The following is an 18,317-nucleotide window of genomic DNA, read 5'->3' on the forward strand; positions in this document are numbered from 1 at the left end:
TTTGTGCAGCTAGATCGCCGCCCGGTGCCCGGTCCGCCGGTTTTGTAGGGTGGCTGCCATGACGGCGCAGCGCAGGTACGACGGTGTGGACGGTCCCCGCGTGGCGATCGCACACGACTACCTGACCCAGCGCGGCGGGGCCGAGAAGGTCGTGTTGTCGATGAGTCGGGCCTTCCCCGATGCGCCGATCTACACGCAGTTGTACGACCCGGCAGGCACCTACCCCGAATTCGCCGACCGCGATGTTCGCGTCTCCCCGGTGAACCGGATCGCCGTGTTCCGCAAGCACCACCGGATCGCGCTGCCGATTTTGCCTGCGGTGGCGTCCTCGATGTTCGTCGACGCCGACGTGGTGGTGACCAGCAGCAGCGGTTGGGCCCACGGTTTTCGCACCAACGGAGTGAAGTTGGTGCACTGCCATACGCCGGCGCACTGGCTGTACACGCCGGACATGTATCTCAAGGACGAGGGCGACCGGGTCAAGCGCGCGCTGTTGAAGGTGGCGTCGCCGTCGTTGAAGGCATGGGACCGGCGCGCGGCGCTGACCTGCGACCGGTACCTCGCGGTCTCGACGATGATCAAACGCCGGATCCACGACGTCTACGGCATCGACGCGGACGTCCTGCCGTCTCCGGTGGCGATGCGCACCGATGTGGACGTGGAACCCGTACCCGCGGTGGCGCAGTGGGCAACCGCTGAGCAACCGTTTTATCTGTGCGTGTCCCGGCTGTTGCCGTACAAGAACGTCGACAAGGTGGTGCGGGCATTCGCCGGCAGCGACCGGCGGCTGGTGGTGGTGGGCCGCGGACCCGAGGCGGGCAACATCGCGCAGATCAGCACACCGAACGTGACCATGCTCTCCGACCTACCCGATGCGCAGATGGCCTGGCTGTACCAGTCGTGCCGGGCGCTGATCGCGGCCAGCTACGAGGATTACGGGCTCACCCCGATCGAGGCCGCGGTGTGGGGCAAACCCGCCGTGGCGTTGCGGTGGGGCGGGTTCCTGGACACCGTGGTCGACGGCGTCACCGGAACATTCTTCGATGAACCGCAAGCAGATTCGATCGCCGGCGCGTTGGACAGATTCGATGTCCAGAGCTTCGACGCGGACGTCATCCGCAAGCACGCCGACCAGTTCACCGAGCAACGCTATGCCGAACGTCTGTACGAGGCGGTCGACGAACTCGGCGCGCCGGGCTGAACACGAGCATGCGGCCGACGGATCGGCAAACCGGTCGCTATGGTGGACGCGGATTCCTCAACAAGGAGCAATGATTCATGTTTCGTGAACCGGCTTCGGCAGATCCGGCTGACATCGCCCGGAAGAAGGCCGCCGCTCCCGCGCTGAGGATGGCGCCGCAGTCGGAATTCGTTCTCGACGAGAACAACCGGGTGACCCAGTACAAGATGCAGGGCATCGGCTTCGTCCCGAAGGCCAAGAACCGCATCGGCGAATTGCTCTTCAACCTCGTGATCACCTACATCCCGTCGCACACCGTGCGGCAGGGATTCCTGCGGTTGTGCGGAGCCAAGATCGGCAAGCACTCCTCGATTTTGCGCGGCACCACCGTCTTGGACCCGGCGTACCTGACCATCGGTGACGGGGTGGCCATCGGCTTCCGCTGCCTGCTGGACGCCCGCGCCGGCATCTACATCGGCAACCAGGTCACCATCGCCAGCGATGTGCAGATCATCGGCGGCGGCCACGACATCAACCACCCGGACTTCCTGCCGGTACCGATTCCGACGGTCATCTGCGACTACGTGTGGATCGCCAGCCGGGCGATGATCCTGCCTGCGCTGGTCGGCCGCGGCGCGGTGGTGGCCGCGCAGGCGCTGGTGACCAAGGACGTCGAAGAGCTGAACATCGTCGGTGGGGTGCCGGCCAAGGTGATCGGTAAACGAGATCCGGAGTTGTTGCTGTACACCAACACTCGTCGACCCCCGCCGTTCTACTGATGGCCGGTCTGCTTGGCGAACACCGGTTGGTCTTCGTCGCGCCCGACGAAGGGCAGACCGCGGTGGGCGACTACGCCCAGGATCTGATCGAGGCACTGCGCCCCCATTTCGGGGAGATCGCCGAAGTGCGCACGGCCGGTCCGGGTGCCGACACCGTGGCCGACGTGCGCAGGCACCGGGCGCGGGTACGCAAGCTGGTGGCCGACGGGCCGCCCGGCCGGACGCTGGTGCACGCCGAACTGTCCACCGGGGTGATGCCCACCTTCTGGGCCGTTGCGGGTCTGTCCGGGGTGCCGGTCACCGCCACCATTCATGATCCGCCGCAGGGCTTGTGGTTCCTGGCCCGGCCGCGGTTCATCGCCAACTCACGGCTGCTCACCCACGGCATCCACTACCCGCTGCGGCCGCTGTCGCGCGCCGTCGAGGGCAGGGTGCACGGCGACCGCACCCTGATCGCACTGACCGAGACGGGGCGGCAGTCGATCGAACGCACCTACCCGCGCACCCACACCGCCTACATTCCGCACCTGGTGCGCGAGCGGCCCGATATCGCGCCTGCCCAGGACCGCCCCAAGGCGGTGGGATTCTTCGGATTCGTCTACCGGGGCAAGGGTTTTGAACAGATCTCCGAGATCCGTGCCCAACTGCCCGACGACATCCTGATCCGGGTCGCCGGCCGGGGGACCGAGGACCTGCCCCGCGCCGAGGGCATCGAGATCCTCGGCCGGGTGGACGGCGCCGCCGAAGATGCGTTCTTCGCGTCGGTGCGCGCCATCGCGTTGCCCTACGGCAAGCGGCATTTCTATGCCGAGACCTATCCCGCATCCGGGGTGGTGGCGCACTCGATGGCCTACCGCACCCCGGTGATCTGCACCGGCTACGGCTCGCTGGCCGAGCTGGACCCGGAACACGGGGTGGTGGCCGTCCCGCCGGGCGCCGATCCCGCCCACGACCTGGCCAGCGGCCTGGCCTCGGAGATCACGGCGCTGCTGAACGACGAGGCGCGGCTCACCGACCTGGGCCGCAACGCCGACCGGACCCGGCAGGAGCGCTCACCCGCGCGCACCGCCGAAGCGTTCGTGGCGGTGTGGCAACAGTTGATCGACGGCCGGTCCGCCCGTGTCTGAGCCCGCTGAGCCCGTCGTCGAGAAGCAGGGCTCGTCACACCTGACCCACGCGTTGTGGGCGGCGTTCTGGATGTACGGCGGTCGCGCCTGCGGCATGGTGTGGACGCTCGCGCTGGTCGCGAAACTGGGCATCGCCGACTACGGCCAATACGCGATGGCCTACGCGGTGTACTCGTTGATCGGGTCGCCGATCGACAACTTGTTCGTGGTCCGGTCGGTTCGCGAATCCGAGAAGGAGTTCCTGTCCGACCGTGCCACCCGGTACCTGCTCGGCGTCGCCCTGATGGCCGTCGGCCTCGCGCTGCTCGAGGTGAACTACGTCGCCGCGTTCGGTTTGTTCGTCTCCGGTGGAGAACTGACCCTGAAAGCCTGGGAGAGTCGCTCGCTGCGTGACGGACACCCGCACAAGGCGGCCCAGATCGACACCGGCCGGCAGTTCGCCAGCGTGGTGCCGGCGTGCATCTATCTGTTCGCGGTGCCGCATCCCACCTTGCAGGTCGCGACGACGATCCTGGTGGCGCCCTATGTGCTGTGCGCCATCGTGGTGGGCCCCATCGCGATGCGGCACCGCCCGGGTATCCCGGGTTCGCCGCGACTGATCGCTATCCTGGTCGGCGAGACGTTCGCGATCATGGCCGGCGTCCAGGGCGATCTGCTGTTGCTCGGCTGGCTCACCAACCACACCGTCGCCGGCTATTACGGCATCTGCACCACCGTCACCCTGGCGATCGTCGCGGTCGGCCAGACCTTCGGCATGTCCTACAACCAGGCGCTGCGCGACGGCGACGGTCATGTGTCGGCCGGACCGCCGCTGAAAGGCACGCTGCTCCTGGGGGCGGCGGCCGGGGTGTTGGTGCTCATCACCGGTCTGGTCATGCTGATGGTGCCTGCGGTGCCGCAGGAGCTGGCCGTCGCGATGACCATCATGTCGCTGTTCTGCGCCATGCGGACCGTGAGCACCGTGTTCCAGGCCGTGCTCTACAACCAGCACCGCGACGGCGTCCGGCTGGCAGCCAACTTCAGTGTGGTCCCGATCCGGCTGGGATTGGTGGCGCTGCTGGTGGGTGCCGGGGCCGTCGGTGCGGCGATCGCGGCCGTCATCACCGACGCCATGCTGTTGGCGATCTACTTCCGGGTGCTGTACCGGAAGCCGGCGTCATGACCGGTCGAAAACCCACCGCTTGTTTCCTGCTGTCCAAGGACCCGGTGGCAGACCACGGCGGCGACGTCGAATTGTCGCGCCTGTTCCTGGAATTGGCGGCGTCGGAGTTCGAGGTGTCGGTGATCTGCCTGTCCCACGAACCGGCGGGGACGCTGGCCTTCGACGGGGTGCCGCTGGTGCGGGTGGCGAAATCGGGGGTGCAGCCCCTGCGGCTGCTGCTCGACGTCGCGCGGACCCGGCGCAGCCTGGTGCACGCGCGGTTCGACAACGACGATCTGGTCGCGGCCATCGATGCCGCGGGCGCCGACGTCTACGTTGCCGAGCACAGCTACATGGCTGAATCCTTCTTGCGCAGTTCACGTTTGGGTAAGTCGAGGTTCGTGGTCAACACCCACGTGAGCGAATCGCTGGTGTGGCGGGCGACCCGCGGGGCGCTGGGCCGGCTGCAGGTCGGCCGGTTGCTCCGGGACGAACTGAGGGTGGCCCGGGCCGCCGATGCGGTCGGCACGTTCGACGCGGGGGAAGCGGAGTTCTATCGCAACCGCGGGGTGCGGGATGCGCGCTGGATGGACATCACGTTGCCGCCGGGGGATCAGGTCGCGGTGTCGTCGACGCCCCGGCGGCTGGTGTTGATGGGCACCCGGGACTGGCCGCCGAACCAGGAGGCCTTCGAAGAGGCGTTGCGGCTGTGGCCGCGGATCGCCGAGGGCATCGACGGTGCCGAATTGTGTGTGATCGGGGCCAAGGCCGCCAAGGCTGCAGAGCCCCGGTATCCGGCGGGTGTGCGGGATCTGGGCTTCGTCGACGACCTGCCCGGCTTCCTGGGGACCTGCCGGGCGATGATCGCGCCGATCCGCACCGGGGGCGGTGTGCGGGTGAAGATCCTGGACGCGGCACGGATGGGGTTACCCGTGGTGGGCACCACCGAGGCCGTCGGTTCTCTGGGGGAACTCCTGGGGCTCGGCGTGTACGACGGGGACGCCGCATTCATCGAGCAGTGCCGGAAGTTCCTGCTGGACAGCGCCGAAGCGGCCGAGGCCGGGGACCGGCTCTATGGACTGAACCAGGCCTACTGGCGCGACCGCCGGCCGCACAGGGCGGTCACCGACCTGCTAGGTGCTCGCAGCGGGTAGCTTCTGGGCTTGCGCCGCAACTGGTTTGACTGTCGGTGCGGCCACATCAGGTGAGTCGAGTTCGCCGGCCTTGCGCAACTCGTCGGAGTATTGCAGGAACACCAGGAAGAACGTGTAGAGGAAGGCGATCTGCGCGATCACCACGACCGGGTGGTCCAGGTTCAGGGCGATGATCGAGAACGCCATGAACACCCCACCGAAGAACGCGTGCGGCAGCGAGTTGCTGCGGATCAGTTTGGCGGCCACCACGCACCCGATGATGATCACCGCGACGAACGACAAGCCGGCGACCAGCCCGCCACGGTGCACCGCGATCAACGGGGCATTGGACACGAAGTTCTCGGTGAAAGCGTAAGGCCCGTCCTTGAATTCGCGCAGGGACCAACCGCGCCCGAAGATCCAGTGGTCGCCGAGGCGCATCGGGAATTCGCGGATCGCCGCGATGCGGTCCGACGCCCCGGCGTCGTTCTGGCCCAGTGAGCCCATCAATCGTTTACGGACCGCGGGTATGGACATGGCGGCAGCGAATCCGACGACCAGGGTGATGACGATGACCTGGCGGTCCCGCGAACGCATGTTGTGGAAGATGAAGACCAGCGCGATGCCGACCAGGACGCTGAACAGGGCCGCGCGGCTCAGGGTCAGCACGACGCACACCGACAGCACGGTCATCAGGGTCACCCGCTGCCATCCGGTGAACAGGATGGCAGCCATGGCCAGACCGATCACCAGGCCGATGCCCGCGGCATTGGGGTCCGCCCACATACCGCCGAGGCGCTGGAAGGTTTCGCTGCCCTCGCCGACGTCGAAGCGGCCGGATTTGGGCAGCACGTGTGTACCACCGGTGATGTAGAAGCGGTCGGCGGCGTAATAACCGATGAACGAAAAGGGTGCGTAAACCCATTTCGTGGTGCCCTGCGCCACGGCGACGGCACCCATCACGCCGCTGAACGTGCAGGCGTAGACGATGGCCCGGCCGACGCCGCGCAGCTGGTCGTTGGGCAATGCCAGCAGCACGAACACGAAGCCCGTCGCGATGCCCCACTTGGCGAAATCCATGATGTTCACCGGCGCGGAGAAGGTCACGATCATGGACAGCGCCGACATCAGGATCAAGACCAGGACGGCCGTCATCAGCCGTGAGCGCCGCCGCATCGCGCGTGGATAGAGCAGGAACGCCAGCACCGACCCGCAGCCGAGCACGAGGTAGATCGGCAGGTGGACGCCCGGGAAGTAACCGAAGGGGAACGCCGTGACGAATATGACGGTGCCGTACACCAGCCACAGCGGATGACGCATCCCGACATAGACCGCCACGACGACGGCCAGCAGGCCGACGATCGCCATGATGGCGAGTTTGCCGCCCAGCACGGCCGCGACCGCGGCCAGTGGTCCGAGCACGCAGGCGGCTGCTCCCGCACAGATTTCAGTTCGTGAATATGCGGGCAGCTTCAATGTCGATTCATCTCCTGCCAGATCTGCGGTCCCTCTCGCACCGAACTATCCTCGCATTGTCTTCGCTGTAATCGCCACAGGGGGAGTGGGCTCGGGCGGTGTCTCTGGTGTGTTTTGCTAGGCGAGGACGCTATCGTGATGACGTCATGGTGACCCAAGAGCGAACGGAGTGCCCAGTTGGCCGTCGGTGATTATGTGCGAATTTTTTGCCGGCTGTGGTGGGTGGTCCTGGCTGCGGCGGTGATCGGCGCCGGTATCGGTGCTGTGACACACCAGCTCGCCAAACAGGAGTACACCTCTACAGCAAGGCTTTTCGTCAGTACGCAGAGCGGGACCGGGGTCGGCGACGCCTACCAGAACAATCTGTTCTCTCAGGAACGGGTGTTTTCCTACGCGGGGCTCGCCACCAGTGAACAGGTTGCGGCACGCGCAATCGACCAGGCAAAAGCATCGATCAGCGTCGACGAATTGCGGGCGAAGATCACCGCGGTTCCACTACCACAAACGGTGTTGCTCGACATTACGGCGACAGATTCCGATGCCGCCACCGCTCAGCTTTATGCCAATGCCATTGCGGATCAACTCGTCAAGGTCACCGCTGAATTGGAGACATCGCGCCGCGGCGGTGAGTCGGCCGCCGGAGCCATTGTCGTCGATGACGCGAGTTACGGTAGCCCGGTCAAATCGATGGGGCTGGTGACCCGCATCCTTCTGGGTGCGCTGGCGGGCCTCGGTATCGGCATCGTCCTGGCAGGCATCCTCGGTGTCGCCGACACCCGCGTGCGCCGTCGTGAGCGCATCGAAGACGTCACCGGCAGCGCGCTGATCGGCACCCTCGTGCAGCACAAAGGTGGCGATGGCGTCCTCGATCTCGCCGCCGGCGGCGCCGCCGTCGAGCGGCTGCGCGAATTGCGCACCAACATCCAGTTCGCGCGCGGGCGGGGCGGGAATCACCCGCGCGTCATCGCGGTCACCAGTCCGTCGGCGCAGGACGGCCGTTCGACTACGGCCGCCGACCTGGCCGCGGTGTTCGCCGAGGCCGGCCGCGCGGTGCTGCTCGTCGACGGCGACCTCGTCGATCCTTCGCTTCCCCGGGTGCTCGGCCTTTCCGACGCCGAGCAGGCGCGGGCAGGCGATCGGGGTCTGACGACCCTGCTCGACCGGCAGTCCACCCTGGCCGAGTCGACCATCCAGGTCGGCGAGTTCCGGTTACTGCCTGCCGGTCCACTGCCCGCGACCAGTCGCCAGCTGTGGGGTGACGAGGCGGCCGGCCAGGTGATCGAAGAGCTGCGCGCCCACTTCGACTACGTGATCATCGATACCCCGCCGCTGCTCAAGTACTCCGACGGGACCGTGCCCGCGGCGCTCGGTGACGGCGCGCTGCTGCTGGGCCGGATCGGCCACACCAAGGCCGCCGGGTTGCGCAAGGCGCTGGGCATCCTGGAGAACGCCCACGTCGAGCTCATCGGCGTGGCGGCGACGGGTGAGCCGGCGAGCCGGAGCGATCGTGCCGAGCGCACGACCGATGCCCCGGTGACCGTCCCGGCGGATGCAGAAGCGCGTTCGTCACGCCACCGCGCTCAACTGGGACAACCGGAGTAAACCGATGCAGTCGTTGGTCCTGGGACGGGTGACGGCACTGCTGGCCGGCGCCGCCACCGTGCTCGTGGTGGCCGGATCGGTCAGCGCGTGCTCGGCGGAGCAGCCCCGCCAGGACGCGCCGCCGCACGCCGCCCCGGCGATCAAGACGTTCGCGCCGGCCTTCGAGGGCAAGCCGGAGCTGGCGCCCGCGGACATGACGGACGACGGACCCGGGTCCCTGGTCTCGGTCGAGCCGATCAAGGGCGGCGCAGAACTGCTCGACGAGGACGGCGCCACCTATATGCGGGTGGTGTACCGGTCGACCTCGGGGATCGACGGCACTCCCACGCAGGTGTCCGCCGCCATCGCCATCCCGGCAGGCGTTCCGCCCAAGGGTGGCTGGCCCGTCATCGGCTTCGGGCAGGGCACCAAGGGTGTGCTCTACAAGTGCGCATCCAGCTTGTTCCCGAACCTGCCGAAGCAGGCCTGGTCCATCGACCAGTTCATCAAGGCCGGCTACGCCGTCACCGCGAGCGACTTCCAGGGCTCCGGGGTGAAGGGGTACGCCCACCCGTTCCTGGACGCAAAGACCTACGGCTACAACATCATCGACTCGGTGCGGGCGGCGCGGCGAATCGGCGCCGACATCAGCGACAAGTGGATGACGTACGGGCACTCGGCCGGTGGCCTCGCCGTGTGGGCGGCCGCCGAGGAGGCCGAGCAATACGGGAAGGGCCTGAACCTGCTGGGCAGCATCTCGATGGCGCCGGCGGCCGACATGTCCGGTCTGGCGGACGCGGCGTGGAACGAGACGCTGACCAACGAGCAGCGGGTCACCATGGTGTACGCCCTGCAGTCGCTCAAGTGGTTCAACCCGGACATGAACCTGGACGACTTCCGGTCCGGGGTCACCGCGGCGAACTGGGACCTGATCCTCAACTGCATCCCGACGGACTTCGACCAGGTCGGCCAGGTGTGGCGGACGATGACCAATGCCGACCTGAAACCCAGGACCTACGAAGACGTGGTGTGGCTGCGTGAGCAGCTCGCGGCGCGCGCGGTGCCCAGCAATCAGCGCATCGAGACCCCGTTGGTGGTCGCCTACGGCACCCAGGACGGTCTGGTCAACCAGGCCTGGTTCGAGGGGGCGCTCAACCGCGCCTGCGCGGCGGGCAGCAACGTGGAGATCAAAAAAGATCCGGGTAAAGGGCACGCGGACCTCGACCAGGCGTTCGTGATGGGCTGGCTCAACGACCGGCTGTCGGGCGTTCCGGCCCCGCCGAGCAACTGCGCGGACTGGCAGAAGGCGCAGCAGCCCAAGTGAGAACCCCGGTCGATGTCCCTCGGCTGCGCGACTATGCGCTGATGTTGGCCCGGGTGTGGCCGATGATCCTGGTGGCCACGCTGCTGTCGGCAGGCGCTGCCGTCTTCGCGGTCCAGCAGCGCCCGCCCAGCTACACCGCCTCCTCCCTGGCCTTCGCCTCGGTGGCGGGTGACCCGAGTACGTTCGCGCTGTACTACGGCGGCATGGGTGCGAAGCTGCGCATGCCCAGCTATGTCGAGCTGGCGAAATCACGGCTGGTCGCGCAGCGGGCCGTGCAGGCACTCAACTCGACGGAGACCCCGGAGGACCTCGCCTCCCGGGTCACCGCCGAATGGACGCCGGGCGGCGCGGATCTGCGGGGCCGGGCGAATTCGGTCCTGCTGCGCATCACCGTCACCAACGCGAACCCGGACGTCGCGATCAACGAGGCGAACGCCGTCGGGAGCAATCTGGTGGCGCTGTCGAAGGAACTGGATTGGTATGAGTCCAAGTTCAACGACGACATCCAGTACAAGGGCCCACTTACCGAATTGCTGCCGGTAGGCGTCGCCAAAACGGCACAATTGGTGCCGAAACCGATACTGGCGCCGTTGGCGACCGGGGCGGGCGTCGGATTCGCCATCAGCGTGTTGATCATGCTGGCGGTCGAGATCACCCGTGGCACCCTGGCGACCCGTGGGCAGCTGGATTACATTGTCAAACTTGCGACGCGACGGAACACGTAGGAGCTCTGTGAAATCTGCGAGGACCGCTGCGCGTGCCGTGCTGGCAAGCGTGCTCGCCTTGATGATGGTGTTGACCGGCTGTAGCAATACCAAGGCCGCCGAAGCGCCCGCGAAGTCGCCGGCCGAGCAGGAACTGCCACTGCCCGCGGATTACTCCGGCCAGGGTCCCGGAACCCTGCGCAGCGCGATCACGCTGCCCGTCGTCGACCGACGGATCACCCGGGCCGCCGAGGTGGCGGCGCGGATCAGTTACGTCTCGACCTCCGGCATCGACGGTAGCCTCCAGACCGTCACCGGCAGCGTGTTCGAGCCGCTCGGGCAGGCGCCCGAGGGCGGCTGGCCGGTCATCGTCTACGGCCACGGCACGGTCGGCATCCAATCGGACTGCGCGCCGTCGCTGTCGCCGTCGTTGTCCGGGGCCGCCGATGCCATCCGCGCGTTGTTGCTCCTGGGCTATGTCATGGTGGTCCCCGACTACCAGGGGCTGGGCACGAATACCGGCTACCACCCGTATCTCGATGCCACCACCGCGGGCTACAACATGATCGACGCCGCACGTGCCACCCGCAAGCTCCTGCCGGACGCCTCGGACAAGTGGGTCGCCTTCGGGGTGTCGCAGGGCGGCCAGGCCTCCTGGGCCGCCAACGAGCTCAACGCCACGTACTCCAACCCGGACCTCAACCTGGTCGGCTCCGTCAGCGTGTCGCCTGCTGCCGACATCGCCGGTCTGGCCGACCTGGCGATGACGGATGCGCTGACGCCGGCGCAGGTGATTGCGATGGCGTTGCTCCTGACGACGCTGAAAACCGAGCATCCCGATCTCAACCTGGATGACTACCGCCGCGGCGGTGCCGAGGCGAACTGGTCGCTGTTGTCGGGCTGTTCGGCGGATTCGGCCGACAAGCGTCTCGAGGTGGCCGGCGCACTGCCGCCCGGCGACCTGCGTCCGGCCAGTCAAGCCGCCGCCGACCAGCTGCGCACGTATCTGATCCAGATGAGCGGGCTGCCCCGGACCCCGGCGACCGTGCCGTTCCTGGTGCTCCAGGGAGACCAGGATCAGCTGATCCCGGTGGCCTGGACGGATGCCGCCGTGCAGCGCGCCTGCGACATGGGCAGCATCGTCGCGTCCTTCGTCGCGGTCGGACGTGGCCACGGTGACTTCGATCCGACCGAGGCGCTCGACTGGATCCAGCAGAGGTTCAGGGGCGATCCGCCGGCCAGCACCTGCACCATCGAGGGTGGCCCGTCCATCCGCAAGGTGCCCCAGCTGACGCTGCCTGAATGATGAGCGAAAAAGCCGAGGCCGAGCTGCCTATCGAATCTCAGGTGATCGCGAGTTCACCGACGCACCGCCGAGTCATCGGGCTCGACGGCATCCGCGGACTGGGTTGTCTGGCGGTCGTGGTCGGGCACGTCGGCGAGTTCTACACGCCGGTCACCCACCACAAGGCCTTCCTGGACGTCCTGGGGCTGGCGCTGATCCTGTTCTTCGTGCTCAGTGGCTTCCTGCTGTTCCTCCCGTACGTGCGCCGGCTGACCAAGCCGAACGGGGAGATGCCCGACACGCGCCAGTACTTCCTGCACCGGGTGTTCCGGGTCTTCCCGGGTTACGTGGTCATCTTCTTGATCTGCAACTTCGTGCTCCGCGCCGTGTACATCGACAACCCGACGACCCAGCTGCCGGGCACCCAGCACGGAACCGGGATGATCACCGATCCGGGCAAGCTGCTGGCGAACCTGACACTGGTGCAGACCTACATCCCCGACTACGTCCAGACCGGGATCAACCCGTCCTGGTCGTTGACGCTGGAGATCGCGTTCTACCTGTCGCTGCCGCTGCTGGGAGTGTTGATCTTCGCGCTGCGCCGGCGTCTGAAAGTGGATCCGCTGAAGCTCGCGTTGGTGGCCCCGGCGATCCTGCTGGTGATCGCCTACATCGGCCGGGCCCTGACCCCGTGGGTGTACGCGCATGTCAACGTGCACAACTTCACGCCCGACGGCGGTCAGTACATGCCGGACATCTGGCTGCAGAACTGGGGCCCCAACCTCGCGGCGGTGTTCAGCCGCAGCATGCTCACCAATGCCGACCTGTTCGCGTACGGCATGCTCGCGGCCATCCTGTTCGTCGCGATCGAACAGGCGGTCATCGGCGAGCGGGCGGCCAAGTGGATCCATCGGGCCGCGATCCTCGCGATCCCGGTGTTCGGGGTGCTGACGCTGATCCTGGTCAAAGATCAGAGCGCGTTCGGTTACGGCGTGCTCGGAATCGTGTCCGCGTTGTTCATCGTGATGGTCATCCTGCCGCTGTCCTGGGGCGCCCCATCGAGACTGGCCCGCTGGATCGATGCCCGGCCGTTCTACTTCATCGGGCTGATCTCGATGTCGGTGTACCTGTGGCACTACCCGATGTTGTTGTTGCTGGGGCGGTACAACCTGGCCGCCGGTGACAGCTGGGGCGGCATGCTCCGAAACATGGCTCTGGTGAGCGTTGTCACCCTTGCGGTGGCCACCGTGTCGTACTACCTCGTGGAGAAGCCCGGGCTGGATCTGGCAAAGAGATTCAAGAAACGTTGACGCGCCGGAAATGGTTGTGGGCCGCGGTGATCGGCGCTGTCGTCGTGTTGACCGCGGGACTGGTGGTGGCGGTGTCCCCACCGGTACGGGAGCTTCTCGGGATGACCGCCGGCTCCGAGGACGCGCAGCCGATCGCCACCGCAGACCTCAGGGGCAGCGGGCCGGGGACGCTGGTCAGCGCCGTCACCATGCCCGCGTTCAGCCGCCGCATCACGGGCCCGCCGATTCGCGCGGCACGGGTGGTCTACCGCTCCACCGAAGGTGACACGGGCGCTCCCACCGAGGTGTCCGGCGCCGTCTTCACGCCCGGTGGTACCCCGCCGCCCGACGGCTGGCCGGTGATCGCCTACGGGCACGGCACCTTGGGCATCGACGAGCCGTGCGGCCCGTCGCTGTCACCGTCGCTGCTGGGAAGCGTCACCTGGGTGACCAACCTGGTGGCCGCCGGGTATGCCGTGACCATGGCCGACTACCAGGGTCTGGGATTCGCCGGGGTGCATCCGTACCTCGATGCGCGCACTGCCGGTCTGAACCTCATCGACTCGGTGCGGGCGATCCGACGCACGTTCGAGGGCGTTTCCGAACGCTGGGCGGCGCTCGGTGGTTCACAGGGTGGCGGCGCGGCGTGGGGCGCGGGGGAGCAGGCCGCGACCTATGCGCCGGAGATGCGCCCCGTCGGCGTGGTGGCGCTGGCGCCGGCCGCCGACGTCGCAGGCTTGGTCGACCTGGCACTGCAGGACAAGTTGACCCGTGAGCAGATGCCGACCCTGGTGGTGATCGTCGAGTCGTTGGCCCGTCTGCACCCCGACATCAACCGCGACGACTACCGGCGCGGCATCGCCGCGGAGAAATGGGATGTGCTGACCGCCTGCAGCGGCGACAAGGTGCACGAACGGGAATCGGTCATCAATGCGCTGCAGCCCGACGACGTTAAGCCCCAGACGCCGCAGGCGGCCGACCGGCTGCGTGGCTACCTCGCGGCCTGGGCGCTGCCGCAGCAGCGGCTGTCCGCGCCGATGAGCGTGGTCTACGGAGGCAAGGACGAGTACATCGCCCCGGGCTGGACCGAAACGGCGATGCGCCAGGCCTGCGCCATCGGTGGCGTGCTGACAGCGGACTTCCAACCCGACAAAGGCCATGGTGACCTGGACTTCGCCGGTCAGGTCGACTGGTTGGCGCAGCGTTTCGCGGGTGCCCCGGCCTCGAACGGGTGCGCCGCGATCCGCTGATCGTCCGGCGGGAGGCGTAGCTGCGTGCGCGGCGGTCCGAATCGGTGTCCCCACCGTGCGTCGGCGTCCGCCGGCCGGGGGCGGGGCGGCGTATTCGGGGCGGTGAACAGGGAGTTCTCGCGCGATTCCCAGAGACTCCACAGTAATCGCGGCGAATTGCTCCGAAAGCGAGTTTGTGGCAACCGACATTCGCGTTGCGGTTGCAGAACATCCTGTCTGTGGTAATGATAAGCCTCAGTCCAGCTGTTCTTGCTTGGTCCAGGTTGGCGCGATTGCGGATATGTAAGCAAATGTTGCGTCGGGGTACCAGTGGCCAGCAAACCTTCGCGAAGATGCTCCGGCGGTCCGAAACGCGTGTAATGTGTTAATTCTCGCGGGCTCGGCCCCACGATGAGAGGGAATCAGCGGTGGCACTAGTTTCTAGTGATACGAGTGCGCTCGACGAGTTTGCTGCATCTCGACAGGGAATCGCGGGGCAACCACCGCTGGTAGCAGTCGCCGACCGCACGCAAGGGCTCGCGTGGCAACGCCGCTATGTCCTCGGCCTGATGATCTCGGATGTTTTCGTGGTGGGTGCGGCCATGGCGTGCGCGCAGATGGTCCGGCTGGGGCGGCCCGTCACCCAATTCGATCCGCTCACCAAATATTTCGGGTTGCTGTCGGTGATCTTCGGCCTGATGTGGCTGGGCATGCTGGCGGCCTACGGAACCCGCTCGCCGCGCATCGTCGGCGCCGGAACCGAGGAGTACCGCCGGGTGCTCTCGGCAACCATGTCGACCATCGGCGTCGTCGCCATCACCGTGATGATCTTCCGGCCGGAGTACGCCCGCGGGTACCTCGCGGTGGCGTTCCCGCTCGGCCTCGTTCTCCTGATGATCAGCCGCAGCTCGGCTCGCCGGGTGCTCAGCTGGTACCGCAAGGATGGCCGCTGCGTGAACTCCGTGCTCGCCGTCGGCAGCCCGACGGCCGTGCACAGCCTGGTGCAGTCCCTGTCCCGCGCGCGGGACTACGGCTACTCCGTGGTCGGGGTCTGCCTGACGGGCCCGCACCCCGGGAAGACCATCGACATCCCCGGTGTCGGGACTCTCCCGGTCCTGGGTGACGAACACAGCGTCGAGGCCGCCCTGGCCGTCACCGGCGCCGACACCGTCGCACTGACCACCACCGACCACCTCGGCCCGGCCGGCGTGCGGGAACTGTCCTGGGACATGGACCGGCTCGGAGTCGACCTCGTGGTGTCCCCGGGCATGGTCGACATCGCCGGTCCACGCCTGACCATGCGGCCGGTGGCCGGACTGCCGCTAATCCACCTGGAGCGGCCGCAGTACAGCGGCACCAAGAAGCTGCAGAAGCGCGTCTTCGACGTGTTCGTGTCGCTGAGCGTGCTGCTCGCGGCGTCGCCGTTGATGATCCTCAGTGCGATCGCCATCAAGCTCACCAGCCGCGGCCCGATCTTCTACTGCTCGGAGCGCATCGGCATCGACGGCGTCCCATTCAGGATGATCAAGTTCCGCACCATGGTGGTCGACGCCGACAAGCAGGTGAGCCGCCTCAGCGCCCTCAACGATTTCTCCGGCGGTGTGCTGTTCAAGATCCGCGAGGATCCGCGGGTGACACCGGTGGGCCGCATCCTGCGGCGCTACAGCATCGACGAATTGCCGCAGTTCTTCAACGTTCTCAAGCGGGAGATGAGCGTCGTCGGTCCGCGTCCGCCCCTGCGCTGCGAGGTCGACGCGTACACCGACCAGGTTCGTCGCCGTCTGCTCGTGCTGCCGGGGATCACCGGTCTGTGGCAGGTCAGCGGTCGCGCCGACCTCTCCTGGGACGACTCGGTGCGACTGGACCTCTCCTATGTCGAGAACTGGTCGATCAGCAGTGACGTGCTCATCGCCTTCAAGACGGTCCGCACCGTGCTGGGCGGCGCAGGCGCGTACTGAGCTCACGCCTCGCGGCGTGAGCCGCAGGTAGTGTGGCGACCATGCGGCGCCCGTCGGTGAACGGCCCGGCGGGCTGGATCAAGAGAATCTTCGCGATCGTCGCCGTCGTGGCGGTCGTCATCGGCGGCATCCAGTTACTGCCCCTTGCGATACCCATCGCGGGATGGCTCGTCAACGCCACCTATAACGCCTTCTCCTCGCTGCAGGGTCCGCCGGTCCCGGTCGCGACGGCAGACTTCACAGGTTCCGGCCCGGGCTCGCTCATCTCGGCCACCACGATGCCCTCGGTGACCCAGACCCGCGAAGGACGCGATCTGCGCGCGGTGCGGGTCGTCTACCGGTCCACCTCGGGGGACACCGGTGCACCCACCGTCGTCTCCGGGTCGGTCTTCACGCCGCTGGGCGCCCCGCCCGCCGGGGGCTGGCCGGTGGTGGCTGTCGGGCACGGCACGGTCGGTATCGACGGGCCGTGCGGGCCGTCCCTGTCGCCCTGGCTGGAGGGCGCACTGAGCTTCGTGGCCCCGCTGATCGACAGGGGCTATGCCGTCTCGGTGGCCGACTACGAAGGGCTGGGTGTCAAGGGCCTGCACCCGTACCTGGACGCGCACACCGCCGGGCTGAACATGATCGACTCCGTGCGCGCGCTGCGCCATTCCTTCCCCGGGGACACGTCGACCACGTGGGCGGCGTTCGGCCACTCGCAGGGCGGTGCCGCCGCGTGGGCCGCCAACGAGCGCGCCAGCGAGTACGCACCCGAGCTCCGGTTCCTCGGGGCGGTCGCGGCGGCACCCGCCGCGGACGTGACGAAATTCGTCGACCTGGCGGCCACCGGCGCGCTCAGTCGCGAGCAGCGGCTGAGCATGGCCCTGATCGTCGAGTCCCTGGCACGCCGCCACCCCGAACTCAACCGCGACGACTTCCGGCGCGACTCGGCCGTGCAGAACTGGGCCGTGCTGACCGCATGCCAGGGCTCGGAGCTGATGCAGAGATCCGCGGCCGCCGACAAGCTGACCGGGTCCGACTTCGCCCCGCGTACGCCGGAAGCGGCCGAGCTGTTGCGAAAGTTGTTGCAGCAGTGGGCGCTACCGCAACGACCACTGTCCGGGCCGATGTCGGTGTGGTACGGCGGGTCGGACGCCTACATCAACCCGGAGTGGACGCGCGCCGCCGTCGCGCGGGCCTGCGACATGGGCGGGACGGTGACGGTCGAGTTCCAGCCGGGTAAGGGCCACTCGGATGTCGATCTGGCCACCCAGTTGCAGTGGCTGCTCGACCGCTTTGCGGGCAAGCCGGTGCACAATGACTGCCCATGACCGCTGAGACGAACCGGACCCCGCTGGACACCGCGGCGCTGCGCGCGCAGATGACCGGATGGCGGCGTCTCGACGTCGTGCAGGCGACCGGCTCCACGAACGCAGATCTGGTCGCCCGTGCGGCGGCCGGCGAGGACATCGGCGGCGCGGTGCTGCTGGCCGAGCATCAGACGGCCGGGCGGGGCCGCGGCGGCAGGGTGTGGTCGGGAGTGCCGATGGGCTCGGTCGCCTTGTCGGTCGGCGTCTCGACGGCGGGCGTCGACGAACAGACCTGGGCCCTGTTGCCGCTGCTGACCGGGGTTGCCGTGGTCGAGGCGCTCGACGAGGCCGGGGTGACCGGGTCCCTCAAATGGCCCAACGACGTCCTGGTGGACGGTGCGAAGATCGCGGGCATCCTGGCCGAGGTCGCCTCGCCGCAGCCGGCGGTCGTCGTCGGGATCGGCCTGAACGTGACGGTCGCAACGGACGAGATCGATCAGCCCGGGGCCACCTCGGTGCTCGCGGCCGGCGGCGACGTCGATCGTGATCACTTGGTGCTCGGCATCCTCCGGCATCTGGGTGCGCGCATCGAGGACTGGCGCCGAGGCGACGACGTCCTCGCGGCTTATCGTCGGCGCAGCGGCACGATCGGGGCCCAAGTCCGGGCGCTGCTGCCCGGCGACCGTGAGATCGTCGGCACCGCCACCGGGGTCGACGACACCGGCCGGCTGCTCATCGAGTCGGCCGGCGGGACGACGGCGGTTGCCGCAGGCGACATTGTGCATTTGCGGCCCGCCGCAGGGACCGCTCAGCAGTAAA

At 67.6% G+C, this 18,317-nt stretch carries 15 protein-coding genes; 14 read left to right on the forward strand and 1 reads right to left on the reverse strand.

Annotated elements, in window-relative coordinates; genetic code table 11:
* The first annotated feature begins 58 nt into the window (after nucleotides 1-58).
* The 5 genes from AC1DY7_RS06150 to AC1DY7_RS06170 all read left to right on the forward strand — a co-directional run bounded on the left by AC1DY7_RS06150 (nucleotide 59) and on the right by AC1DY7_RS06170 (nucleotide 5,381).
* Entirely contained in the window at nucleotides 59-1,201 is a 1,143-nt protein-coding gene (locus AC1DY7_RS06150; RefSeq protein ID WP_477492784.1) for a glycosyltransferase, read from the forward strand.
* 77 nt (nucleotides 1,202-1,278) lie between these two features.
* Entirely contained in the window at nucleotides 1,279-1,959 is a 681-nt protein-coding gene (locus tag AC1DY7_RS06155; protein WP_477492785.1) for an acyltransferase, read from the forward strand.
* The gene (locus tag AC1DY7_RS06160; protein WP_477492786.1) at nucleotides 1,959-3,086 is read left to right on the forward strand and encodes a glycosyltransferase family 4 protein; all 1,128 of its coding nucleotides are present in this window, start codon (nucleotides 1,959-1,961) and stop codon (nucleotides 3,084-3,086) included. The genes AC1DY7_RS06155 and AC1DY7_RS06160 overlap by 1 nt, the downstream gene beginning before the upstream one ends.
* Nucleotides 3,079-4,248, forward strand: a complete 1,170-nt coding sequence (locus AC1DY7_RS06165; RefSeq protein ID WP_477492787.1) for a polysaccharide biosynthesis protein — start codon at nucleotides 3,079-3,081, stop codon at nucleotides 4,246-4,248. Before AC1DY7_RS06160 ends, AC1DY7_RS06165 begins: the two co-directional genes overlap by 8 nt.
* Nucleotides 4,245-5,381 (forward strand): glycosyltransferase, encoded by a 1,137-nt coding sequence (locus AC1DY7_RS06170; RefSeq protein ID WP_477492788.1) that lies wholly within the window; start codon nucleotides 4,245-4,247, stop codon nucleotides 5,379-5,381. Before AC1DY7_RS06165 ends, AC1DY7_RS06170 begins: the two co-directional genes overlap by 4 nt.
* Here AC1DY7_RS06170 and AC1DY7_RS06175 read toward each other — a convergent pair.
* Nucleotides 5,361-6,782, reverse strand: a complete 1,422-nt coding sequence (locus AC1DY7_RS06175; RefSeq protein ID WP_477492789.1) for an O-antigen ligase family protein — start codon at nucleotides 6,780-6,782, stop codon at nucleotides 5,361-5,363. The genes AC1DY7_RS06170 and AC1DY7_RS06175 overlap by 21 nt on opposite strands.
* Nucleotides 6,783-7,013: 231 nt before the next feature.
* Here AC1DY7_RS06175 and AC1DY7_RS06180 point away from each other — a divergent pair, with 231 nt between their 5' ends.
* From AC1DY7_RS06180 to AC1DY7_RS06220, 9 genes are all read left to right on the forward strand, one after another.
* On the forward strand, nucleotides 7,014-8,438 hold the full coding sequence (locus AC1DY7_RS06180) for a tyrosine-protein kinase domain-containing protein (RefSeq protein WP_477492790.1): 1,425 nt from the start codon (nucleotides 7,014-7,016) through the stop codon (nucleotides 8,436-8,438).
* Between the two features lie 4 nt (nucleotides 8,439-8,442).
* Entirely contained in the window at nucleotides 8,443-9,741 is a 1,299-nt protein-coding gene (locus tag AC1DY7_RS06185; protein WP_477492791.1) for a lipase family protein, read from the forward strand.
* Nucleotides 9,738-10,466, forward strand: a complete 729-nt coding sequence (locus AC1DY7_RS06190; protein WP_477492792.1) for a YveK family protein — start codon at nucleotides 9,738-9,740, stop codon at nucleotides 10,464-10,466. The genes AC1DY7_RS06185 and AC1DY7_RS06190 overlap by 4 nt, the downstream gene beginning before the upstream one ends.
* Before the next feature lie 7 nt (nucleotides 10,467-10,473).
* A complete protein-coding gene (locus AC1DY7_RS06195) occupies nucleotides 10,474-11,751 on the forward strand; it encodes a lipase family protein (RefSeq protein ID WP_477492793.1) in 1,278 nt (425 codons plus the stop codon).
* The gene (locus tag AC1DY7_RS06200) at nucleotides 11,748-13,040 is read left to right on the forward strand and encodes an acyltransferase family protein (protein ID WP_477492794.1); all 1,293 of its coding nucleotides are present in this window, start codon (nucleotides 11,748-11,750) and stop codon (nucleotides 13,038-13,040) included. The genes AC1DY7_RS06195 and AC1DY7_RS06200 overlap by 4 nt, the downstream gene beginning before the upstream one ends.
* A complete protein-coding gene (locus AC1DY7_RS06205) occupies nucleotides 13,037-14,269 on the forward strand; it encodes a lipase family protein (RefSeq protein ID WP_477492795.1) in 1,233 nt (410 codons plus the stop codon). Before AC1DY7_RS06200 ends, AC1DY7_RS06205 begins: the two co-directional genes overlap by 4 nt.
* 548 nt (nucleotides 14,270-14,817) lie before the next feature.
* Nucleotides 14,818-16,206, forward strand: coding sequence for a sugar transferase (locus tag AC1DY7_RS06210; RefSeq protein WP_477492796.1), 1,389 nt, complete (start codon nucleotides 14,818-14,820; stop codon nucleotides 16,204-16,206).
* Nucleotides 16,207-16,247: 41 nt separating this feature from the next.
* The gene (locus tag AC1DY7_RS06215) at nucleotides 16,248-17,519 is read left to right on the forward strand and encodes a lipase family protein (RefSeq protein WP_477492797.1); all 1,272 of its coding nucleotides are present in this window, start codon (nucleotides 16,248-16,250) and stop codon (nucleotides 17,517-17,519) included.
* The gene (locus AC1DY7_RS06220) at nucleotides 17,516-18,316 is read left to right on the forward strand and encodes a biotin--[acetyl-CoA-carboxylase] ligase (RefSeq protein WP_477492798.1); all 801 of its coding nucleotides are present in this window, start codon (nucleotides 17,516-17,518) and stop codon (nucleotides 18,314-18,316) included. Before AC1DY7_RS06215 ends, AC1DY7_RS06220 begins: the two co-directional genes overlap by 4 nt.
* Nucleotide 18,317: the final 1 nt, after the last annotated feature.

This window comes from Mycobacterium sp. P2_H7, assembly GCF_056403275.1.

What these genes read in the sequence shown, in the direction of transcription:
- AC1DY7_RS06215 (WP_477492797.1), top strand. Translation starts at nt 16,248, where the DNA reads ATGCGGCGCCCGTCGGTGAACGGCCCGGCGGGCTGGATCAAGAGAATC.
- AC1DY7_RS06170 (WP_477492788.1), top strand. Translation starts at nt 4,245, where the DNA reads ATGACCGGTCGAAAACCCACCGCTTGTTTCCTGCTGTCCAAGGACCCG.
- AC1DY7_RS06220 (WP_477492798.1), top strand. Translation starts at nt 17,516, where the DNA reads ATGACCGCTGAGACGAACCGGACCCCGCTGGACACCGCGGCGCTGCGC.
- AC1DY7_RS06200 (WP_477492794.1), top strand. Translation starts at nt 11,748, where the DNA reads ATGATGAGCGAAAAAGCCGAGGCCGAGCTGCCTATCGAATCTCAGGTG.
- AC1DY7_RS06185 (WP_477492791.1), top strand. Translation starts at nt 8,443, where the DNA reads ATGCAGTCGTTGGTCCTGGGACGGGTGACGGCACTGCTGGCCGGCGCC.
- AC1DY7_RS06210 (WP_477492796.1), top strand. Translation starts at nt 14,818, where the DNA reads ATGATCTCGGATGTTTTCGTGGTGGGTGCGGCCATGGCGTGCGCGCAG.
- AC1DY7_RS06155 (WP_477492785.1), top strand. Translation starts at nt 1,279, where the DNA reads ATGTTTCGTGAACCGGCTTCGGCAGATCCGGCTGACATCGCCCGGAAG.
- AC1DY7_RS06160 (WP_477492786.1), top strand. Translation starts at nt 1,959, where the DNA reads ATGGCCGGTCTGCTTGGCGAACACCGGTTGGTCTTCGTCGCGCCCGAC.
- AC1DY7_RS06150 (WP_477492784.1), top strand. Translation starts at nt 59, where the DNA reads ATGACGGCGCAGCGCAGGTACGACGGTGTGGACGGTCCCCGCGTGGCG.